The organism is Labrenzia sp. ATLA3 (genome assembly GCF_057180185.1).
The window spans coordinates 305585-321772 of sequence record NZ_JBXUKV010000005.1 but is presented as its reverse complement, the minus strand read 5'-3'; the positions used below and the strand labels follow the sequence as shown (position 1 = coordinate 321772).

15 protein-coding genes are annotated in these 16188 nt (G+C 61.0%); 13 read left to right on the top strand and 2 right to left on the bottom strand.

Annotated features, from left to right (window positions below):
- The first annotated feature begins 6 nt into the window (after nucleotides 1–6).
- The 12 genes from hybE to hypF are packed head-to-tail and all read left to right on the top strand — an operon-like array spanning nucleotide 7 to nucleotide 13012.
- Entirely contained in the window at nucleotides 7–597 is a 591-nt protein-coding gene (gene hybE, locus AC2A6O_RS15650) for a [NiFe]-hydrogenase assembly chaperone HybE (RefSeq protein ID WP_498928404.1), read from the top strand.
- On the top strand, nucleotides 594–1655 hold the full coding sequence (locus AC2A6O_RS15645) for a nickel-dependent hydrogenase large subunit (protein WP_498928402.1): 1062 nt from the start codon (nucleotides 594–596) through the stop codon (nucleotides 1653–1655). Before hybE ends, AC2A6O_RS15645 begins: the two co-directional genes overlap by 4 nt.
- Nucleotides 1655–1996, top strand: coding sequence for a hydrogenase maturation nickel metallochaperone HypA (gene hypA / locus AC2A6O_RS15640; protein ID WP_498928400.1), 342 nt, complete (start codon nucleotides 1655–1657; stop codon nucleotides 1994–1996). The genes AC2A6O_RS15645 and hypA overlap by 1 nt, the downstream gene beginning before the upstream one ends.
- Nucleotides 1996–2883 (top strand): hydrogenase nickel incorporation protein HypB, encoded by an 888-nt coding sequence (hypB, locus tag AC2A6O_RS15635; RefSeq protein WP_498928398.1) that lies wholly within the window; start codon nucleotides 1996–1998, stop codon nucleotides 2881–2883. The genes hypA and hypB overlap by 1 nt, the downstream gene beginning before the upstream one ends.
- Nucleotides 2884–2894: 11 nt before the next feature.
- A complete protein-coding gene (locus AC2A6O_RS15630; protein ID WP_148587681.1) occupies nucleotides 2895–3149 on the top strand; it encodes a HypC/HybG/HupF family hydrogenase formation chaperone in 255 nt (84 codons plus the stop codon).
- Nucleotides 3146–4294, top strand: a complete 1149-nt coding sequence (gene hypD, locus AC2A6O_RS15625; protein WP_148587682.1) for a hydrogenase formation protein HypD — start codon at nucleotides 3146–3148, stop codon at nucleotides 4292–4294. Before AC2A6O_RS15630 ends, hypD begins: the two co-directional genes overlap by 4 nt.
- A complete protein-coding gene (hypE, locus tag AC2A6O_RS15620; protein ID WP_498928396.1) occupies nucleotides 4291–5328 on the top strand; it encodes a hydrogenase expression/formation protein HypE in 1038 nt (345 codons plus the stop codon). The genes hypD and hypE overlap by 4 nt, the downstream gene beginning before the upstream one ends.
- A gap of 24 nt (nucleotides 5329–5352) precedes the next feature.
- Complete coding sequence (locus tag AC2A6O_RS15615) at nucleotides 5353–6834, top strand: sigma-54-dependent transcriptional regulator (RefSeq protein ID WP_148587684.1); 1482 nt, start codon at nucleotides 5353–5355, stop codon at nucleotides 6832–6834.
- 12 nt (nucleotides 6835–6846) lie between these two features.
- A complete protein-coding gene (locus tag AC2A6O_RS15610) occupies nucleotides 6847–8217 on the top strand; it encodes a sensor histidine kinase (RefSeq protein WP_498928394.1) in 1371 nt (456 codons plus the stop codon).
- Nucleotides 8198–9223, top strand: a complete 1026-nt coding sequence (locus AC2A6O_RS15605) for an NADH-quinone oxidoreductase subunit B family protein (RefSeq protein ID WP_498928392.1) — start codon at nucleotides 8198–8200, stop codon at nucleotides 9221–9223. Before AC2A6O_RS15610 ends, AC2A6O_RS15605 begins: the two co-directional genes overlap by 20 nt.
- On the top strand, nucleotides 9223–10677 hold the full coding sequence (locus tag AC2A6O_RS15600) for a nickel-dependent hydrogenase large subunit (protein WP_498928390.1): 1455 nt from the start codon (nucleotides 9223–9225) through the stop codon (nucleotides 10675–10677). Before AC2A6O_RS15605 ends, AC2A6O_RS15600 begins: the two co-directional genes overlap by 1 nt.
- 7 nt (nucleotides 10678–10684) lie before the next feature.
- A complete protein-coding gene (gene hypF, locus AC2A6O_RS15595) occupies nucleotides 10685–13012 on the top strand; it encodes a carbamoyltransferase HypF (RefSeq protein ID WP_498928388.1) in 2328 nt (775 codons plus the stop codon).
- A gap of 37 nt (nucleotides 13013–13049) precedes the next feature.
- Here hypF and AC2A6O_RS15590 read toward each other — a convergent pair whose 3' ends face one another.
- Nucleotides 13050–14342: an NAD(P)/FAD-dependent oxidoreductase gene (locus AC2A6O_RS15590; RefSeq protein WP_498928386.1), complete on the bottom strand. Its 1293-nt coding sequence runs from the start codon at nucleotides 14340–14342 to the stop codon at nucleotides 13050–13052.
- Nucleotides 14343–14413: 71 nt separating this feature from the next.
- Here AC2A6O_RS15590 and AC2A6O_RS15585 point away from each other — a divergent pair, with 71 nt between their 5' ends.
- The gene (locus AC2A6O_RS15585; RefSeq protein WP_148587690.1) at nucleotides 14414–14791 is read left to right on the top strand and encodes a RidA family protein; all 378 of its coding nucleotides are present in this window, start codon (nucleotides 14414–14416) and stop codon (nucleotides 14789–14791) included.
- Between the two features lie 121 nt (nucleotides 14792–14912).
- Here AC2A6O_RS15585 and AC2A6O_RS15580 read toward each other — a convergent pair whose 3' ends face one another.
- Nucleotides 14913–16163, bottom strand: a complete 1251-nt coding sequence (locus AC2A6O_RS15580; protein WP_148587691.1) for an ABC transporter substrate-binding protein — start codon at nucleotides 16161–16163, stop codon at nucleotides 14913–14915.
- Nucleotides 16164–16188 lie beyond the last annotated feature (25 nt).

The following is a 16188-nucleotide window of genomic DNA, read 5'->3' as shown; positions in this document are numbered from 1 at the left end:
CCGAACATGAGCAACGAGACTGCCGTTACCGACCGTTTGGAGGCCTGCTTCCGGCAGGTGCATGCCGAACGCATGACCGGAATTCCGATCCTCAACGGTAAGCTGGGCGTGCGCGCGGTCGGTATCGCACCCTGGAACGGCTTCTGGTTCGGCGCTCTGATCACGCCCTGGTTCATGAACCTCGTGCTGTTGCCACAGGAAGCGGATGAGGAAATCATCCGCTCCGGCGAAAAGCGACTGTTCGCCTTTCCTGCCGGACCGTTCGAATTCATCCGGGGGCACGAAGACGGTCTCGGGCCCTTCTGGATGTGCTCCCTGTTCTCGCCGGTGTTTGAGTTCGAAGATATGGAAACGGCAGAGGCCACGGCCATCGCGGCACTCGCCGGGTTGATGGAAGGCGCTCAAGAGGACGAGGACCGCGACATGCAGCGGATCTGGCAGGGAGACCTGCCGGAGGCTGTGGACCTTGAAGGAGAGAATGCGGCTGCAGGACAAGAAGAAGCCGGAGCTGCAGAAGATGCTGGAAAGGCACCGGTCGCAGCGGAGCTAAGCCGCCGGAAGCTTTTGACCGGCCAGCTCAGGGACAGTTCGCGATGACAGCGGAAGGCAAGGTCATAATCGATCTGCCGGCAACGCCTGGCGCGCCCGTGGGCATGACCTATCAACCGCCGGCGGATGTGACACGTCTGCTGATCGGGAAAACGCCGGAAGAGGTTTTGAAAATCATCCCGCTTGTGCACGGTGTTTGTGCGACGGCGCAAACGCATGCCTCGGTGCTGGCGCTGGAAGGCGCCCTCGGCATCGCAGCGTCCAGGCAAACCCTGTCGGCACGGCAAACGTTGACGATGATGGAGTGCCTGCGGGAACATGCCTTGCGTGCGATGATCGACTGGCCGAAACTGATGGGCCTGACGGGAGAAGTGATGGCGGCGCGGCAGGCAATGGCCTTTCTACCGCGTTTTCAAGGCGGCTTTACCGGTGACGGAAGCGCTTTCAGCCTCAACGCCGAGGTTGTTTTCAATCTTCCACGCCTGTCCGAAGTTCTTGATGAGGCGGTGTCATTTCTGGAAACCGGTGTTTATGGAGAAGCCGTTGATGAATGGCTTTCGCGGCGCGGACTGGATCAGCTACGGCTGTGGGCAATGACGACAGAGACACCAGCTGCCCGCTTTGTCGCCTGGCTGTTTGACACCGGCCGTTTCGGGATTGCCGCTTTCCCGACCTTCGAAACCGGGGGCGCGCGTGCCGAGGCGACTTCCTTTGTCCGCCGGGCGAGCGATCCGCTGCTTGCCAGCTTGGGCGCTCCGACACTTGGTGCCCGGTTTGTCGCGCGTCTGGTGGAGCTCGCCCGGTTGCCGAGCGAAATCCGGGCCGTTCTGGCTGGCAAAACCGAAGCTCCAGCGCCGCTTGCAACCGGCCGGGGAGAGGTCGAGGCGGCACGCGGTCCCTTGGTGCATTGGGCAAGGATCGAGGAAGGCCAGGTGCAGGAGTACCGGATCGTGCCGCCAACGGCGTGCAATTTTGGTCACCATGGCGTTGCCAGCCGATGTCTGAATGCGATTGCCGCAATGGATCGAGAAGAGCAGCGCCTTTGCGCCCACCTCGTGGTCAACGCGGTCGACCCCTGTGTCGCTTATGAAGTGAGGGCCGCCTGATGCATGAGATGTCGATTTGCGAAAGCATTCTCGGTCTGCTGCAGGAGCAGGCGCAGGCACAGAACTTCTCGAAGGTCGAACGGATCTGCCTTGAGATAGGGCCGCTCTCCGGTGTGGAGATCGAGGCACTCAAGTTTGGATTTGACGTGGTCATGCGCGGCACGCTCGCGGAAGGGGCTCGTCTGGATATTATCGAGCCGGAAGGCACGGCCTGGTGCATGCCTTGTGGACAAACCGTAAAAATCGAACAGCGTTTTGACGCATGCCCGGAATGCGGCTCGCATCAGCTGCAAGTTACGGGTGGCGGCGAACTTCGGGTCAAGGAACTGGAGGTGAACTGATGTGTACTGTCTGCGGCTGCGGCGAAGGAGAGGTTCGCATTCACGGTGGCGATCACCATCACCACGATACCGGCCATGGTCATGACCATGAGCATGGGCACAGTCATCATCACCACCATGGTCACGGGCATGGTCATGGCGACGGTGCGCAGCACTATGGTGAAGGCCCGGCCGGCGTTTCGGTTCCCGGCATGAGTCAGACCCGCCTGATCCAGCTGGAACAGGATATCCTGTCGAAGAACAATGCCTATGCGGCGGAAAACCGCCAGCTCTTCGCCGAACGGGGCATTCTGGCCCTCAATCTGGTTTCCAGCCCCGGTTCGGGCAAGACAACGCTTCTGGTGAAGACCATCGAAATGCTGGCAGAGCGGTTCAAGCCCTGCGTTATCGAGGGGGACCAGCAGACGTCCGCCGACGCGGACCGGATTCGCGCCACCGGGGCACCGGCGGCCCAGGTCAACACCGGCAAGGGCTGCCATCTGGATGGCCATATGGTCGGTCACGCGCTGGAGCAGTTGCCGCTCGTGGATGGCGGCATTCTCTTCATCGAAAATGTCGGCAATCTCGTTTGCCCGGCGGCCTTCGACCTCGGCGAAGCTCACAAGGTGGCTATCCTGTCGGTGACCGAGGGCGAAGACAAGCCTTTGAAATATCCCGATATGTTCGCCGCGAGCGATCTGGTTCTCCTGAACAAGACCGATCTGCTGCCGCATCTTGATTTCGATATGGATGTAGCAATTGCCAATGCGCGCAAGGTCAATCCTCAGGTTAAGGTACTGCGGGTTTCGGCACGTAGCGGCGAGGGGATGGAGGCCTGGTGCGCCTGGATCGAGGCGGCAAGAGCAATGCAACTGGCTGGCCACCCGGCTGGTGAGGCGGCGCAGTAAGGGAGGGGAACATGTGTCTGGCAATCCCGGCAAGGGTCATTGAGCTGGAAGACGACGATATTGCCATCGTGGCGCTGGAGGGGGTCAAGAAACGGATTTCGACAGCGCTCCTGGAGGAGGTTGCGGTTGGGGATTATGTCCTGATCCATGTCGGCTATGCGCTCCACAAGGTCAGTCCGGAAGAGGCTGCCCGCACGCTTCAGCTGATGGCGGAGGCTGGCGTTCTTGAGGAGGAACTGGCCGAGATCGGGGAGAGCGCGGCATGAAATACGTCGATGAATTCCGGGACCGCGATCTGGCGGCCACACTCGCCAAGGCAATTCGCAAGGAGGCCGATCCGGCACGGCACTATTACCTGATGGAATTTTGCGGTGGTCACACGCATGCGATTTTCCGTTACGGCGTACAGGATCTCATGCCGGACAATGTCACCTTCGTTCATGGTCCGGGATGCCCGGTCTGTGTCCTGCCTGTACGCCGGCTCGACGACGCGGTGGAACTGGCCGAGCGCCACGGCGTCATCTTGTGCACCTATGGCGACATGATGCGTGTGCCCGGCACCAAACAGCGTTCGCTGATCCGGGCCAAAGCGGACGGCGCCGATGTTCGCATGGTCTATTCGACTGCCGATGCCCTGAAGATCGCCCGTAACAACCCGGACCGGGAGGTGGTGTTTTTCGCCATCGGGTTCGAAACCACAACGCCGCCAACAGCGGTGGCGATCCTCCAAGCCGAAGCGGAAGGCCTGACCAACTTTTCGGTGTTTTGCAATCACGTGCTGACCCCGGCTGCCATCGGCCATGTTCTGGGGTCGCCGGATCCGAGAGATCTGGAAAAAGTCCGCATCGACGGCTTTCTCGGGCCCTCTCACGTCAGTGCGGTCATCGGCTCCAGGCCCTATGAAGCTGGAGCCGAATTGTACCGGAAACCGGTGGTGATCGCCGGGTTCGAACCACTGGATGTCATGCAGTCGGTGCTGATGCTGATCCGCCAGATCAATGAGGGCCGGAACGAGGTTGAAAACCAGTACACCCGCGTTGTGACCCGCGAGGGTAACAAAAAGGCACAGGATCTTGTCGCCAGCGTTCTGGAACTGCGGCGGGAATTCGAATGGCGCGGTCTGGGCACCGTGCCGGATAGCGGGCTGAAGATCCGCGACCGTTATGCGGCGTTCGATGCCGAAAAGCGGTTTGAGGTCAGTGAAAAGGTTTCGCGGGAGGTGAAGTCCTGCGAATGCCCCGCGATCCTGCGCGGGGCCAAGAAGCCGACGGACTGCAAATTGTTCGGCACAGTCTGCACACCGGAATCGCCGATGGGATCGTGTATGGTGTCTTCTGAAGGAGCCTGCGCCGCCTATTGGAGCTACGGCCGGTTCCGCACGCCGGCGAAAGCGGAGGAGGCTGTCGCATGAACAAGATGGATGAGACTGTCTCGTTCCGGACCGGGTCCGTCGACATGACACATGGCGGCGGCGGTCGGGCGATGGCCGAGTTGATCCGCGATCTGTTTCACCGGCATCTGGCCAACCCGATCCTGGATCAGGGACATGACGCCGCGTTGTTCGATGTGCCGGCCGGCCGGCTGGTTCTGTCTACCGACGGCCACGTGATCTCTCCATTGTTTTTTCCCGGCGGCGACATCGGTTCGCTGGCGGTGCATGGCACGGTGAACGACGTCGCCATGGCCGGGGCGCGGCCGCTTTATCTGACCGCCGGGTTCATCCTGGAGGAAGGCTTTCCACTCGCCGATCTGGAGCGGATCGTCATGTCGATGGCGCGCGCGGCGAACGAGGCAGGTGTGCCCATTGTCACCGGTGACACCAAGGTGGTGGAAAAGGGCAAGGGAGATGGTGTCTTCATCACCACAACCGGGCTTGGCGTTGTTCCCGATGGGGTGCACATCGCAACCGAAAAAGCGCGCCCGGGCCAGGCGATCCTGCTGTCAGGTTCCGTTGGCGATCATGGCGTTGCCATCCTCTCCAGCCGCGAAAATCTGGAGTTCGAGACGGAAATCCACTCCGACAGCGCCGCGCTTCACACGCTGGTGGCGGATATGGTTCGCGATGTTCCGGGCATTTCGGTGCTGCGGGATCCAACCCGGGGCGGGCTGGCTGCAACCCTGAACGAGATCGCCCGTGCCGCAGGGGTCGGTATGCTGCTTGACGAAGCGGCCATACCGGTGAAACCGGATGTCGCTGCCGCCTGCGAGCTGCTTGGTCTTGACCCGCTCTATGTCGCCAATGAGGGCAAACTGATTTGCCTGTGCGAGGCAGCTGATGCGGAGCACCTGCTGGCCGTGATGCGGCGTCATCCCCATGGGGCCGATGCAGCCCTGATCGGCGAAGTGGTGGAAGACGGCAATGCCCTGGTCCGGATGCGCACCGGCTTCGGAGGACAACGGGTCGTCGATTGGCTGGCGGGCGAGCAATTGCCCCGGATATGTTAGGGTTTGGACAATGGGGGCTCAATCATGACAGACCTGCCCACAATCCTGGTGATCGACGACGAAATACGCTCGCTGGAGTCGTTGCAGCGCATCCTGTGTGACGATTTCGACGTCAAGACTGCCTCGACCGTCAAGGACGCCAACGCCATTCTCGAACAGGAATGGGTTCAGCTGGTGCTGTGCGATCAGCGCATGCCGGAACAAACCGGCGTGGAATTCCTGAAAGCCATGCGCACGCGCTGGCCCGATATCATTCGGATGATCGTGTCGGGCTACACGGATGCCCATGACATCATTGACGGCATCAATGAAGCCGGCATCTTTCAATATATCACCAAGCCATGGCACCCGGAGAACCTCATCCTGACGCTGAAGAATGCCTGCCGTCTTTACGAGCTACAGCGTCAGAATGAATTGCTCGCCATCGAGCTGAAAATGTCGCCCTCTGGTGCGGACAAGGTGGTGGCCGAGCGCCGCGAGACACTGCGCAAGGACTATGACTTCGACGACGGCATCATCCGGGGCACGGACAGTTCGATGAACGAGGTCTGCGCGACCTTGCGTCAGGTCGCGCCTTACGATGTGCCGGTGCTTCTGTCGGGAGCCTCAGGTACAGGCAAGGAACTTGCGGCCCGCGCACTGCATTACGGCTCCCTGCGGTGGAACAAACCCTTCGTGGTGGAGAACTGCGGTGCATTGCCCGATCAATTGCTCGAAAGCGAATTGTTCGGACACAAGCGCGGCGCTTTCACCGGCGCGGTCGAGGACCACGTCGGACTGTTCGAGCGGGCAAACGGTGGCAGTGTCTTTCTGGACGAGATCGGCGAGGTCTCGCCCGCGTTTCAGGTGAAGCTCTTGCGCGTTCTCCAGGAGGGGGAAATCCGTCCGGTCGGTAGCGCCAAGACACGCAAGGTCGATGTCCGGGTGATTGCCGCTACCAACCGGGACCTGGAAGATGAAGTCAAGGCGGGTCGGTTCCGGGCCGATCTTTACTACCGTCTTGCCGGCATGGTCATCCGTTTGCCGGACCTGAAGGACCGGCGTGGTGACATTCCGGTTTTGGCCAAGGCGCTTCTTTCCCGGGCGATGGCTCATCTCGGCAAGCAAGTGGAAGGCTTTTCGGAAGAGACTTTGGACTGTATGCAAAGCTACCACTGGCCCGGCAATGTCCGGGAACTGCAAAACGAGATCCAGCAAATGCTCGTGATGGGCAAGGAAGGCGGCCTGCTGGGAGCTGATCTTCTGTCCCGCCACATCCTGCGGGCCGACCACACCGTGGACGAGGATGGTGCCGATCTGTTTGACGGGCTGGAAGGCACTCTCAAGGATCAGATTGGCCAGCTGGAATGCCGGATCATCCGCGAGTCCCTGATCCGCAACCGCTGGAACAAGTCGAAGGCGGCCCGGGAACTGGGCTTGTCGCGGGTCGGGCTTCGCAGCAAGCTGGAGCGTTACGAACTGGAAAAAGTCAAACCGCTGCCGTCCATGCGCCGGGCTGCGGGTTAACCGGGAGCGCTCATGACAACGCGTCTGCCAGAAAGCCATGCCGCTCATGACCTCAAAGTGCCGCAGCTGAGCAGCGCGATTGAGGGAACTGGCGATACCGTCTGGATCGAGGTGATCCAGAAAATGGATGAGGTTTATACCGACCTCGTCGATTCCCAGACGGCGCTGGAGGAACAAAACGCACGGCTGGAGGAAGCACAGGATTTCATCGGCTCAGTCCTTGGCGCCATGACAGACGTGCTTGTCGCCTGCGACACGGATGGCCGTATCCAGCAGGTAAACCCGGCCCTGGAGGCGATTGCTGGAAAACGCGAACGGGCCCTCATCGGCCGACCGATCACGGAGCTGTTTCAGGAAAAATCGCAATCGGTTGTCACCGGTTTTCTGGAAACTCTCCGGTCCGGTGGAAGCATTGACCAGCAAGATGTGTCGCTGGTGGCATCGGACAGCCAGAACGCCCTGATTTCAACCATTTGCACCGCGCGCCGGGACCATCGCGGCCGGCTGGTCGGCATGGTGCTGGTGGGGCGGCCTGTCGGGGAACTGAAACGCGCCTACCGGGATCTCGACGCTGCCCAGGCAAAATTGTCCAGAACACAGCAGCAACTCTTCGTCTCGGAAAAAATGGCGGCGCTCGGCCGGCTCGTCGCCGGGGTCGCCCATGAACTCAACAATCCGATCAGCTTCGTTTTCGGCAATATGTACGCGCTGAAGCGCTATGGCTCCGCCATCACACGCTATCTGACGGCCAGTGACGAGAACAAGTCACCCGAGGAAATGAAAGTGCTCCGCAAGGACCTCAAGATAGACCAGGTTCTGCGGGACATCGGCCCACTGGTCGATGGCACCCTGGAAGGGGCGGAGCGGGTGCGCGATATCGTGCAGGAGCTGCGGCGCTTCTCCTCCAATCAGCAGGAACAGCCGGAGGAATTCAACGCGGTGCGGCTGATCCACACGGCGGCGGACTGGGTGATCAAGGCACAAAGGGTAAAGCCTGACTTGCAGCTGGATCTTCCGGACCGGCTGGAGATGACAGGACGCAAGGGACAGCTGCATCAGATCCTGGTTAATCTGGTGCAGAACGCGGCGGATGTGCTCGACGGACGCCCGGACGGACAAATTCTGCTGTCAGGTATGCAGCAGGAGGAGGATATCGTCATCAAGGTCGCCGACAATGGAACCGGCATATCCGACGCCCACCGGGACAAGATCTTCGAACCTTTTTTCACCACGAAACCGATCGGCACGGGCACCGGCCTCGGGCTTTATATCAGCTACAACATGGCCGCCAAACAGGGCGGCAGCCTGTCGGTCGAAAACCGGCCTGCGGGCGGAGCCGAGTTCACTTTAAGGATACCGGCCGATGTCCGCACCGAGACCTGATAGGGCTGCTCCGGTCAGCCTGTTCTGGATACAGTCGGGAGGCTGTGGCGGCTGTTCGCTGTCGCTGCTCGGTGCCGAGGCCCCTGATCTGGTCACCGTGCTGGAGGCCGCCAATATCGAGGTTCTGTGGCACCCGTCGCTCAGTGTTTCGAGTGGCGCCAGTGTCATCGGTATGATGGAGCGCATCCGCGACGGCGAGGAACCGCTTGATATCCTGTGCCTGGAAGGGTCAGTCATGCGTGGACCAAACGGCACGGGCCGTTTCCACATGATGGCGGGAACCGGCAAACCGGTGATGGCGTGGATCGAGGCCCTGGCGAAAAAGGCACGCTATGTCATCGCGGTGGGAAGCTGCGCAGCCTTTGGCGGGATCACCGCTGCCGGCAGCAACGAACCCGAGGCCTGTGGCCTTGCCTATGACGGACGCAAGCCGGGTGGATTGCTTGGACCGGAATTCCGCTCCGGTGCGGGCTTGCCGGTCATCAACGTTGCCGGATGCCCCATCCATCCGGGCTGGCTGACCGAAACCCTGCATCAGATTTCCAGCGGCCGGTTTTCGCAAAAGGACATCGACGAGTGGGAACGGCCACTCTCCTACACCACGCATCTGGTTCACCACGGTTGCGCCCGCAATGAATTCTATGAGTTCAAGGCAAGTGCCGAACGCCTGTGCGATCTCGGCTGCATGATGGAAAACCTTGGCTGCAAGGGAACCCAGGCCCGGGCCGATTGCAACATGCGCAGCTGGAATGGCGCGGGCTCTTGTCTGGATGGCAATTACCCTTGCATCAACTGCACGGCGCCTGGCTTCGAGGAGCCGGGGCACGGCTTTACCGAAACCCCTAAGATCTCAGGTATTCCGGTTGGTCTGCCAACCGACATGCCAAAGGCTTGGTTCGTGGCACTGGCATCGCTCTCCAAGGCGGCAACGCCGAAACGGCTCAAGGAAAACGCGGTGGCCGATCACTTCCGGCGGCCGCCCGTCGACAAGCAAAAGAAGAGCTGATGACAACCCGTCTGATTGTTGGACCGTTCAACCGCGTGGAAGGGGATCTGGAAGTCAAACTGGACATCCGGGACGGTCGCGTGACCCAGGCACAGGTGGTTTCACCGCTCTACAGGGGGTTTGAGCGGATCCTCGCGAGCAAACCGCCGCTCGACGCACTGGTTTATGCGCCGCGCATTTGCGGTATTTGCTCCGTGTCACAGTCGGTTGCCGCCGCAAAATCCCTGGCTGCAGCCATGGGCCTATCAATGCCCACGAATGGCGAACTGGCCGTCAATCTCATTCACGCCACGGAAAATGTCGCCGACCACCTGACCCATTTCTACCTGTTCTTCATGCCCGATTTCGCCCGGGAGGTGTACAGCAACGAAAGCTGGCACGAGGATGCCTGCGACCGTTTCACGGCGATGAAAGGCACGGCGGCGCGGGATATGCTGCCCGCCCGGGCTCAGTTCATGCACGTGCTCGGCCTGCTTGCCGGCAAATGGCCACACACGCTGACCGTCCAGCCTGGCGGCTCGACGCGGTCGGTTTCCGCCGGTGAAACGGCCCGCCTTGCGGCAATCCTGGCCGCCTTCAGGGCATTTCTTGAACGTCATCTTTTCGGCGACAAGCTTGAACGGATCGCCGGGCTTTCGTCAGCGCAGGAGTTGTCGGCCTGGGCAGCCGAAAAACCGGCGACGGGCAGTGACTTCCGGCGCTTCCTGCACTATGCGCAAAGCCTTGATCTTCCATCCCTTGGCCCGTCAGCCGGGCATTTCATGAGCTTCGGCTCCTACCAGGAAGGCGGCGCGTGGATGTTCCAGCCGGGTATCTTCGCGGAGGGCGAGACGCGCCCGCTGGATCCCGGCCTGATTACGGAAGACCTGAGCCATGCCTGGTACGCGGCGCCGGACGGACCGCAAGCGCCCTTCACGGGAGAAACCAGGCCGGATGCGGACCGGCAAGACGCTTATAGCTGGTGCAAGGCGCCCCGGCTTGGTGGCCGGGTGATGGAGGTTGGCGCGTTGGCTCGGCAACTGGTCGATGGCCACCCGCTGATACGCGATCTCGTTTCTGCTTCCGGCGGGAATGTCTATACCCGTGTCGTCGCGCGCGTGACCGAAATCGCCCTGGTGGTGATGGCCATGGAACGTTGGGCTGCGGACCTTGTGCCGGAACAGCCCTTCATCGTGCATGGCCGTATGCCGGACGAGGCCGAAGGCATTGGGCTGACGGAAGCAGCGCGCGGCTCGCTGGGGCACTGGCTGCGGGTGGAGAAGGGCCGTATCGCCAATTACCAGATCATTGCACCAACAACCTGGAACTTCTCGCCACGCGACGAGACCGGTGTGCCAGGTGCGCTGGAACAGGCGCTCGCCGGAGCACCGGTCCGGGCGGGCGAAACCGAGCCGGTGGCGGTTCAGCATATCGTCCGTTCGTTCGACCCCTGCCTTGTTTGCACGGTGCACTGAGAACGCCATGGATCCGGACCCTCCCGAAAGCACAGGTCGCCGCATCAGGGTGAGGGGACTGGTACAGGGTGTTGGCTTCCGGCCACACGTCTGGCGGCTGGCCCGGGATCGGGGGCTCTCCGGAACCGTCCGGAACGATGGCGCCGGCGTTGAGATCGATGCCTGGGGAGGCGAAGAGTTGCTCGACGCTTTTCTGGCGGAGCTTGCCGACAAAGCTCCGCCGCTGGCCCGGATCGACAGCATCTCCTGGAGCAGGCTTGCAGAACCTGCACCGGACGCAGCTTTCGAGATTTCCGCAAGCACGGGCGGGGCCGTTTCGACCGGCATCGTACCTGACGCCGCTGTGTGTCCGGCCTGCCTTGCCGATGTGCGCGACCCGGAAAACCGGCGCTTCGGTTATGCCTTCACCAATTGCACTCACTGCGGGCCGCGGCTCTCCATCGTGCGGGCCATTCCGTATGACCGGGCCAACACGTCGATGGATGCTTTTCCCATGTGCGACGATTGCCGGACGGAATACGGGGACCCCGCCGACCGGCGATTCCATGCCCAACCGAACGCCTGCCCCACATGCGGACCGAGGCTGTGGCTTGAAGACCGGAACGGACCGGTTAACTGCGCAGCTCCGCTTGAGGAGGCCGCACGGCGCATCAAGGCGGGTCAAATCGCCGCGATCAAGGGAATCGGCGGGTTTCATCTTGCCTGCGACGCCCGCAACGAGAGCGCCGTCGCAGAGCTGCGCCGGCGCAAACGACGGCAGGCGAAACCTCTGGCTCTGATGGCGGCGGATCTGGCGGACATCCGGGCCTATTGCCGGGTCTCGACTGAAGAACAGACCGCGCTTACAAGTCCGGCGGCGCCGATTGTCCTGCTTCGCAGGAACGGAGAGCAACTGGCAGCTTCACTCGCGCCTGGGCAGGACCAGCTCGGCTTCATGCTGCCCTATACGCCCTTGCATCATCAACTGCTGAGCGAGACCGGCGGACCGCTGGTGTTTACGTCCGGCAACCTCTCAGACGAACCGCAGGCGACAGCCAATGACGCTGCCAGGAAGCGGCTTTCCGGCATCGCCGATATCTGGCTGATGCACGACCGGGACATCGTCAACCGGCTGGACGATTCCGTTGTCCGCATCGATACCTCAGGCCCACAAATTCTCCGCCGCGCCAGAGGCTTCGCCCCGGCGCCGATTGTCCTGCCCGAGGCGTTCTCGGAAGCTGCGCCCGTGCTGGCGATGGGCGGCGAATTGAAATCTGCGTTCTGCCTGCTGAAGGACGGCCAGGCGATCCTGTCCCAGCATCTGGGCGATCTGGAGGAGGCGACGACCCACGCGCAATACCGCCGGACGCTGGCGCTCTACCGGCAGATCTACCGGCATGATCGACAGGTCATCGCCGTCGATCAGCATCCGGATTACCTGTCTTCCCAATGGGGGCAGGAGCTGGCCAGGGAAAGCGGAGCCCGCATCATTTCCGTGCAGCATCATCACGCCCATCTCGCGGCCTGCCTTGCCGACAATCATCTGGCACCGGGAGAAGAACGATCCCTCGGCCTTGTGCTGGACGGGCTGGGGCTCGGCCCGGATGGGACGATCTGGGGCGGGGAGATCCTGCTGGGCGACTATCGGAATTTCGAACGCAAGGGCCATTTCCTGCCTGTCCCGCTGCCGGGCGGGACAAAGGCTATTCGCGAACCCTGGCGGAACCTTGCGGCCCATCTGATGGCGGCCTTCGGGCCGGCCTATCTGGAAGAGGTGTCAGACGAGCCGCTGGCAGCGGCGCTTCGCGCGAAACCCCTGTCGGTCCTCGACAAGATGATTTCGGCAAACCTCAACGCGCCACTGTCGTCCTCCGCCGGCCGCTTGTTCGACGCAGTCGCCGGCGCTCTCGGTGTGTGTTTCGAAGTCCAGGACTACGAGGGCCATGCCGGTATGGCGCTGGAATGCCTCGCGCGCCCCTTCATTGCGAGTGAAACAGGATATCCCGTTGCCATCAGCTACGGCGAGAGCGCCGTGATTTCCTGGGAACCGATGTGGCGCAGCCTCTTGAGCGATGTCGGCGCGGGCGTCGAAACCGGACGCATCGCAGCCCGGTTCCATCTGGGACTGATCCGGGGACTGACCGAAATGGTGGCGGCAATCAGCGCCTCCTGCGGCGTCGGCCGCGTGGCCCTGTCCGGCGGTGTGATGCAAAACCAGATCTTGCACGAGGGCTTGACCCGGGAACTTGAGAAAGCGGGTCTGGACGTGTTGTCCCACAGCCTGGTTCCCGCGAATGACGGCGGACTGGCCCTCGGACAGGCCATAATCGCCGGGGCTCTCAGCGCGACGATGTGAGGCGCTTCGGTTGACCCCTGAACCCGTTGCTCAACGTTTAGCGCGCCAATTTGTCCTCAATGCGCGCCATGATCAGGCTGGCTGAAGTGGCAAGTGGCATCAAACTATGGAAAGGCAATCGCCGAACCTTGCGAAGGGGTATCGGAAGCCTGTCGACAGGGGCGCCCATAAGGGCGTCCGCAAGCACCCGGCCGAGTTGCGTTGTCATCGCGATCCCACGGCCGTTACACCCGATGCCTGCGAAGGCATTGTCGCCCATGCAATGGATGCGCGGCAGGAAGTCCGGCGTCATCGCTGCCACACCAGTCCAGACCACTTCGATTTCGGGAACCGTTGGCAGAGAGAGTTCGTGAGCGAGACGGTTCACGATTGCCTCCCCTAACCGCTTCTTTGCTCCGATCGGGATTGCAGACATCCCTCCGGAGATCAGCCGGTTCTCCCTATCGAGGCGATAAGTGAAAAGGTTCTTGCGAGTGTCGCCTACGCTGCGGCGATCCGGGGAAATCCGGTCAACGACCTCTTGCGCAATTGGACGCGTCGCAACTTGATAAACGCGCAACGGGACCGTCGACAGTCCCAGTCTTCTGGAAACACCTTTGGTAAAGGCGTTCGTACAGTAGACAATCTGCCTTGCCGTCAAGGCGCGACCGTCTTCGAGTGTCAGGTGCCAGTTCCCGTTCTCTTGCCGCGCCTGTTTGACACATGCAGCTTCGTGAACAGTTCCCCCTTGAGCTTCGACGGCATGGGCAAGACCAAAGAGATAATCCAGCGGGTGGATCGTGCCGCCGCTCTCATCGAGCAACGCGCCCTTGTAAAGGGTCATACCGGTCTGCTGCAGGATTTCCGGCTGTGAGAGATACCGGACAGGGCGGTTTCTGGACTGCCAGAATTCGGCCCGGCTCTTGAGCATGTCCGCAGCATCATCCGTGACGGCGGGGTTCAGCCAGCCGGATTGCAAGGCATCACAGGCAATACCATGGTCACGAATGGTCTCGAAAACCGCATCCGCGCCCTGACTGACCAGATCCAGAAGCGCATTGCCTTTCTCCTCACCCAGTTTCCGGTGAACAACCTGAGGATCAGCGAGCGCAAAATTGGGCACGACGAAACCGGCATTTTGGCCGCTTGCCCCTTCTCCGAGGAAGCTACGTTCCAGAACGGCAACCTTCCTGCCTGCCCGGGCAAGACAGAGCGCCGTTGTCAGCCCGGTAAACCCGGCACCAATAACCGCCACATCAACAGTATCGGGCAGGGATGCCGTTGTGCTGAAGGAACCGCGCGCAGTCCGGCGCCAGAGCGTGTCCTGTTTTTCCATATTGCTGGCTCGCATTCTATTTGCCTTGCAAAATCCGATAAAATAAACTCTTGATCATTGATCAAAGATAGAACACGAGGCACCCCATGCGCTACGCAATTTCATCCGGCTCCCCTTTCGAAAAGATCGGCGGTTACTCCCGCGCGATCGTTGACGACGACTGGGTTTTCATCTCAGGAACGTCCGGCTATGTGGAAGGCGAAACCGATGCCGATGACGCCGTAGGGCAGACAAAAAAGGCGCTTGAGATCATCTCCTCCACGCTCGCCGAAGCGGGGGGCGGGTTAGGCGATATCGTTTCACTCAGGGTCTTTGTCGCGCGCCGGGAAGATATCATCGACATCGCCAAACACCTCGGGACCGTTTTCCAGGACCCACGCCCGACAAACACCACGGTGACCTGCGGTTTCGTGACCGACGAAATCAAGGTCGAGATCGAGGTTACCGCGCGCATTCGGAAGTAAACGATCAAGACCCTGTTTCGAGGTACAAACCCGAGCAGACTTCAAAGCTGCTGCCCTCTGGCTCTCCGGAGGGCATCAGCGAGGCGGCGACGCAAGACGCCGCCTCTTTTCGTTTCCAGGTTCACATTTCAGATTTTATTCCAGCAACTTCCTCGGCACTGATCGTGCCGGTAACCGTGACCTTTCCGTCGGTTATCTTCCATAGACGGAACGGACCTGTGATATCGCCATACTGATCAAAGCTTACCGGGCCGATGACACCTTCGTATTTGATCGGCTTGCCTTCCTCGATCAGCGCGAGCGCTTTCTTGAATTCTTCAGCGCCTGCATAGATCGGCTCGCCTTCCTGGCTGGTCACCTGGCGTATTGCATCGCGAATTTTCGCCGGCGAAGCTTCCCCTGCCTGCGCAATCGCCAGCGCCGTGATAGCACCTGCATCATAGGAGCGATCAGCAGCCGGCGCGTCGGGTGCAATGCCACCGGAAACGTCTGCAAAGTGCTCGTAGAAATACTTTGTCGAGGGCGTCTCTGCCGTGCCGGAGGAGGTGCCATAGGCTTCGTTCAGATATTGCGCCCCGACCGAGTTGATGAAGTCTTCCGAATTCATGCCATCGTTCAGCAGGAATTTCTGCGGGCCGCCATTGGAGATCCAGGCGCGGGCAATCGTTGCCCCGTCAACCGGCGTGCTGATGAGATAGAGCGCGTCCGGTTCACCCGCCATCGCGGCGCTGGCTTCGGACGAGTAGTTCGACTGTTTTTCGTTGTAAGGCGTCACAGACGTGATTTCGCCGCCCATGGCTTCGAATGCAGCAGAAAACTCTCGCATCAGGTTGAGGCCAAAGTCGTTGTTCACATGAATAATCGCGAGCTTTTTCAAGCCCTGGTCAATGGCATACTTGGCTGCCGCGGTACCCTGCAGTGCGTCCGAGGTGATGGTGCGGAAGAAGTAGCCATCGGTCTTGCCTTCCTTTGCCAACGCGGTCAGCGTCGGGGTGGAAGAGGCAGGCGAGATCTGGACGATCTTGGCCGGAGCGGTCACCGAGGTCAAAATCGGGACCGACACCGAAGAAATAATGCCGCCGATGATTACCGGCACCTTGTCGATATTGACCAATTGGGTCGCCTGATCGACTGCCACGTTGCCCTGGCTCTGGCTGTCGCGCGTATCGGCGACGATATCGCACCCCAGCACACCGCCGGCTTCGTTGATGTCATTGAAGGCCATCTCGATAGCTTTGGCGCCGGCCTGACCATAAACACCGGCGGGACCGGTCAGTTCGAGGACGAGACCAACCTCGATGTCGCAATCTTTGGCGACACTCGCGGTTGCCGACAGAGCAAGAATGCTCGTTGCAAGAAGCAGTTTCTTCATGGACGACTCCTGTTGGTTTAGCTGT

What these genes read in the sequence shown, in the direction of transcription:
- hybE (WP_498928404.1), top strand. Translation starts at nt 7, where the DNA reads ATGAGCAACGAGACTGCCGTTACCGACCGTTTGGAGGCCTGCTTCCGG.
- AC2A6O_RS15645 (WP_498928402.1), top strand. Translation starts at nt 594, where the DNA reads ATGACAGCGGAAGGCAAGGTCATAATCGATCTGCCGGCAACGCCTGGC.
- hypA (WP_498928400.1), top strand. Translation starts at nt 1,655, where the DNA reads ATGCATGAGATGTCGATTTGCGAAAGCATTCTCGGTCTGCTGCAGGAG.
- hypB (WP_498928398.1), top strand. Translation starts at nt 1,996, where the DNA reads ATGTGTACTGTCTGCGGCTGCGGCGAAGGAGAGGTTCGCATTCACGGT.
- AC2A6O_RS15630 (WP_148587681.1), top strand. Translation starts at nt 2,895, where the DNA reads ATGTGTCTGGCAATCCCGGCAAGGGTCATTGAGCTGGAAGACGACGAT.
- hypD (WP_148587682.1), top strand. Translation starts at nt 3,146, where the DNA reads ATGAAATACGTCGATGAATTCCGGGACCGCGATCTGGCGGCCACACTC.
- hypE (WP_498928396.1), top strand. Translation starts at nt 4,291, where the DNA reads ATGAACAAGATGGATGAGACTGTCTCGTTCCGGACCGGGTCCGTCGAC.
- AC2A6O_RS15615 (WP_148587684.1), top strand. Translation starts at nt 5,353, where the DNA reads ATGACAGACCTGCCCACAATCCTGGTGATCGACGACGAAATACGCTCG.
- AC2A6O_RS15610 (WP_498928394.1), top strand. Translation starts at nt 6,847, where the DNA reads ATGACAACGCGTCTGCCAGAAAGCCATGCCGCTCATGACCTCAAAGTG.
- AC2A6O_RS15605 (WP_498928392.1), top strand. Translation starts at nt 8,198, where the DNA reads ATGTCCGCACCGAGACCTGATAGGGCTGCTCCGGTCAGCCTGTTCTGG.
- AC2A6O_RS15600 (WP_498928390.1), top strand. Translation starts at nt 9,223, where the DNA reads ATGACAACCCGTCTGATTGTTGGACCGTTCAACCGCGTGGAAGGGGAT.
- hypF (WP_498928388.1), top strand. Translation starts at nt 10,685, where the DNA reads ATGGATCCGGACCCTCCCGAAAGCACAGGTCGCCGCATCAGGGTGAGG.
- AC2A6O_RS15590 (WP_498928386.1), bottom strand. Translation starts at nt 14,342, where the DNA reads ATGCGAGCCAGCAATATGGAAAAACAGGACACGCTCTGGCGCCGGACT.
- AC2A6O_RS15585 (WP_148587690.1), top strand. Translation starts at nt 14,414, where the DNA reads ATGCGCTACGCAATTTCATCCGGCTCCCCTTTCGAAAAGATCGGCGGT.
- AC2A6O_RS15580 (WP_148587691.1), bottom strand. Translation starts at nt 16,163, where the DNA reads ATGAAGAAACTGCTTCTTGCAACGAGCATTCTTGCTCTGTCGGCAACC.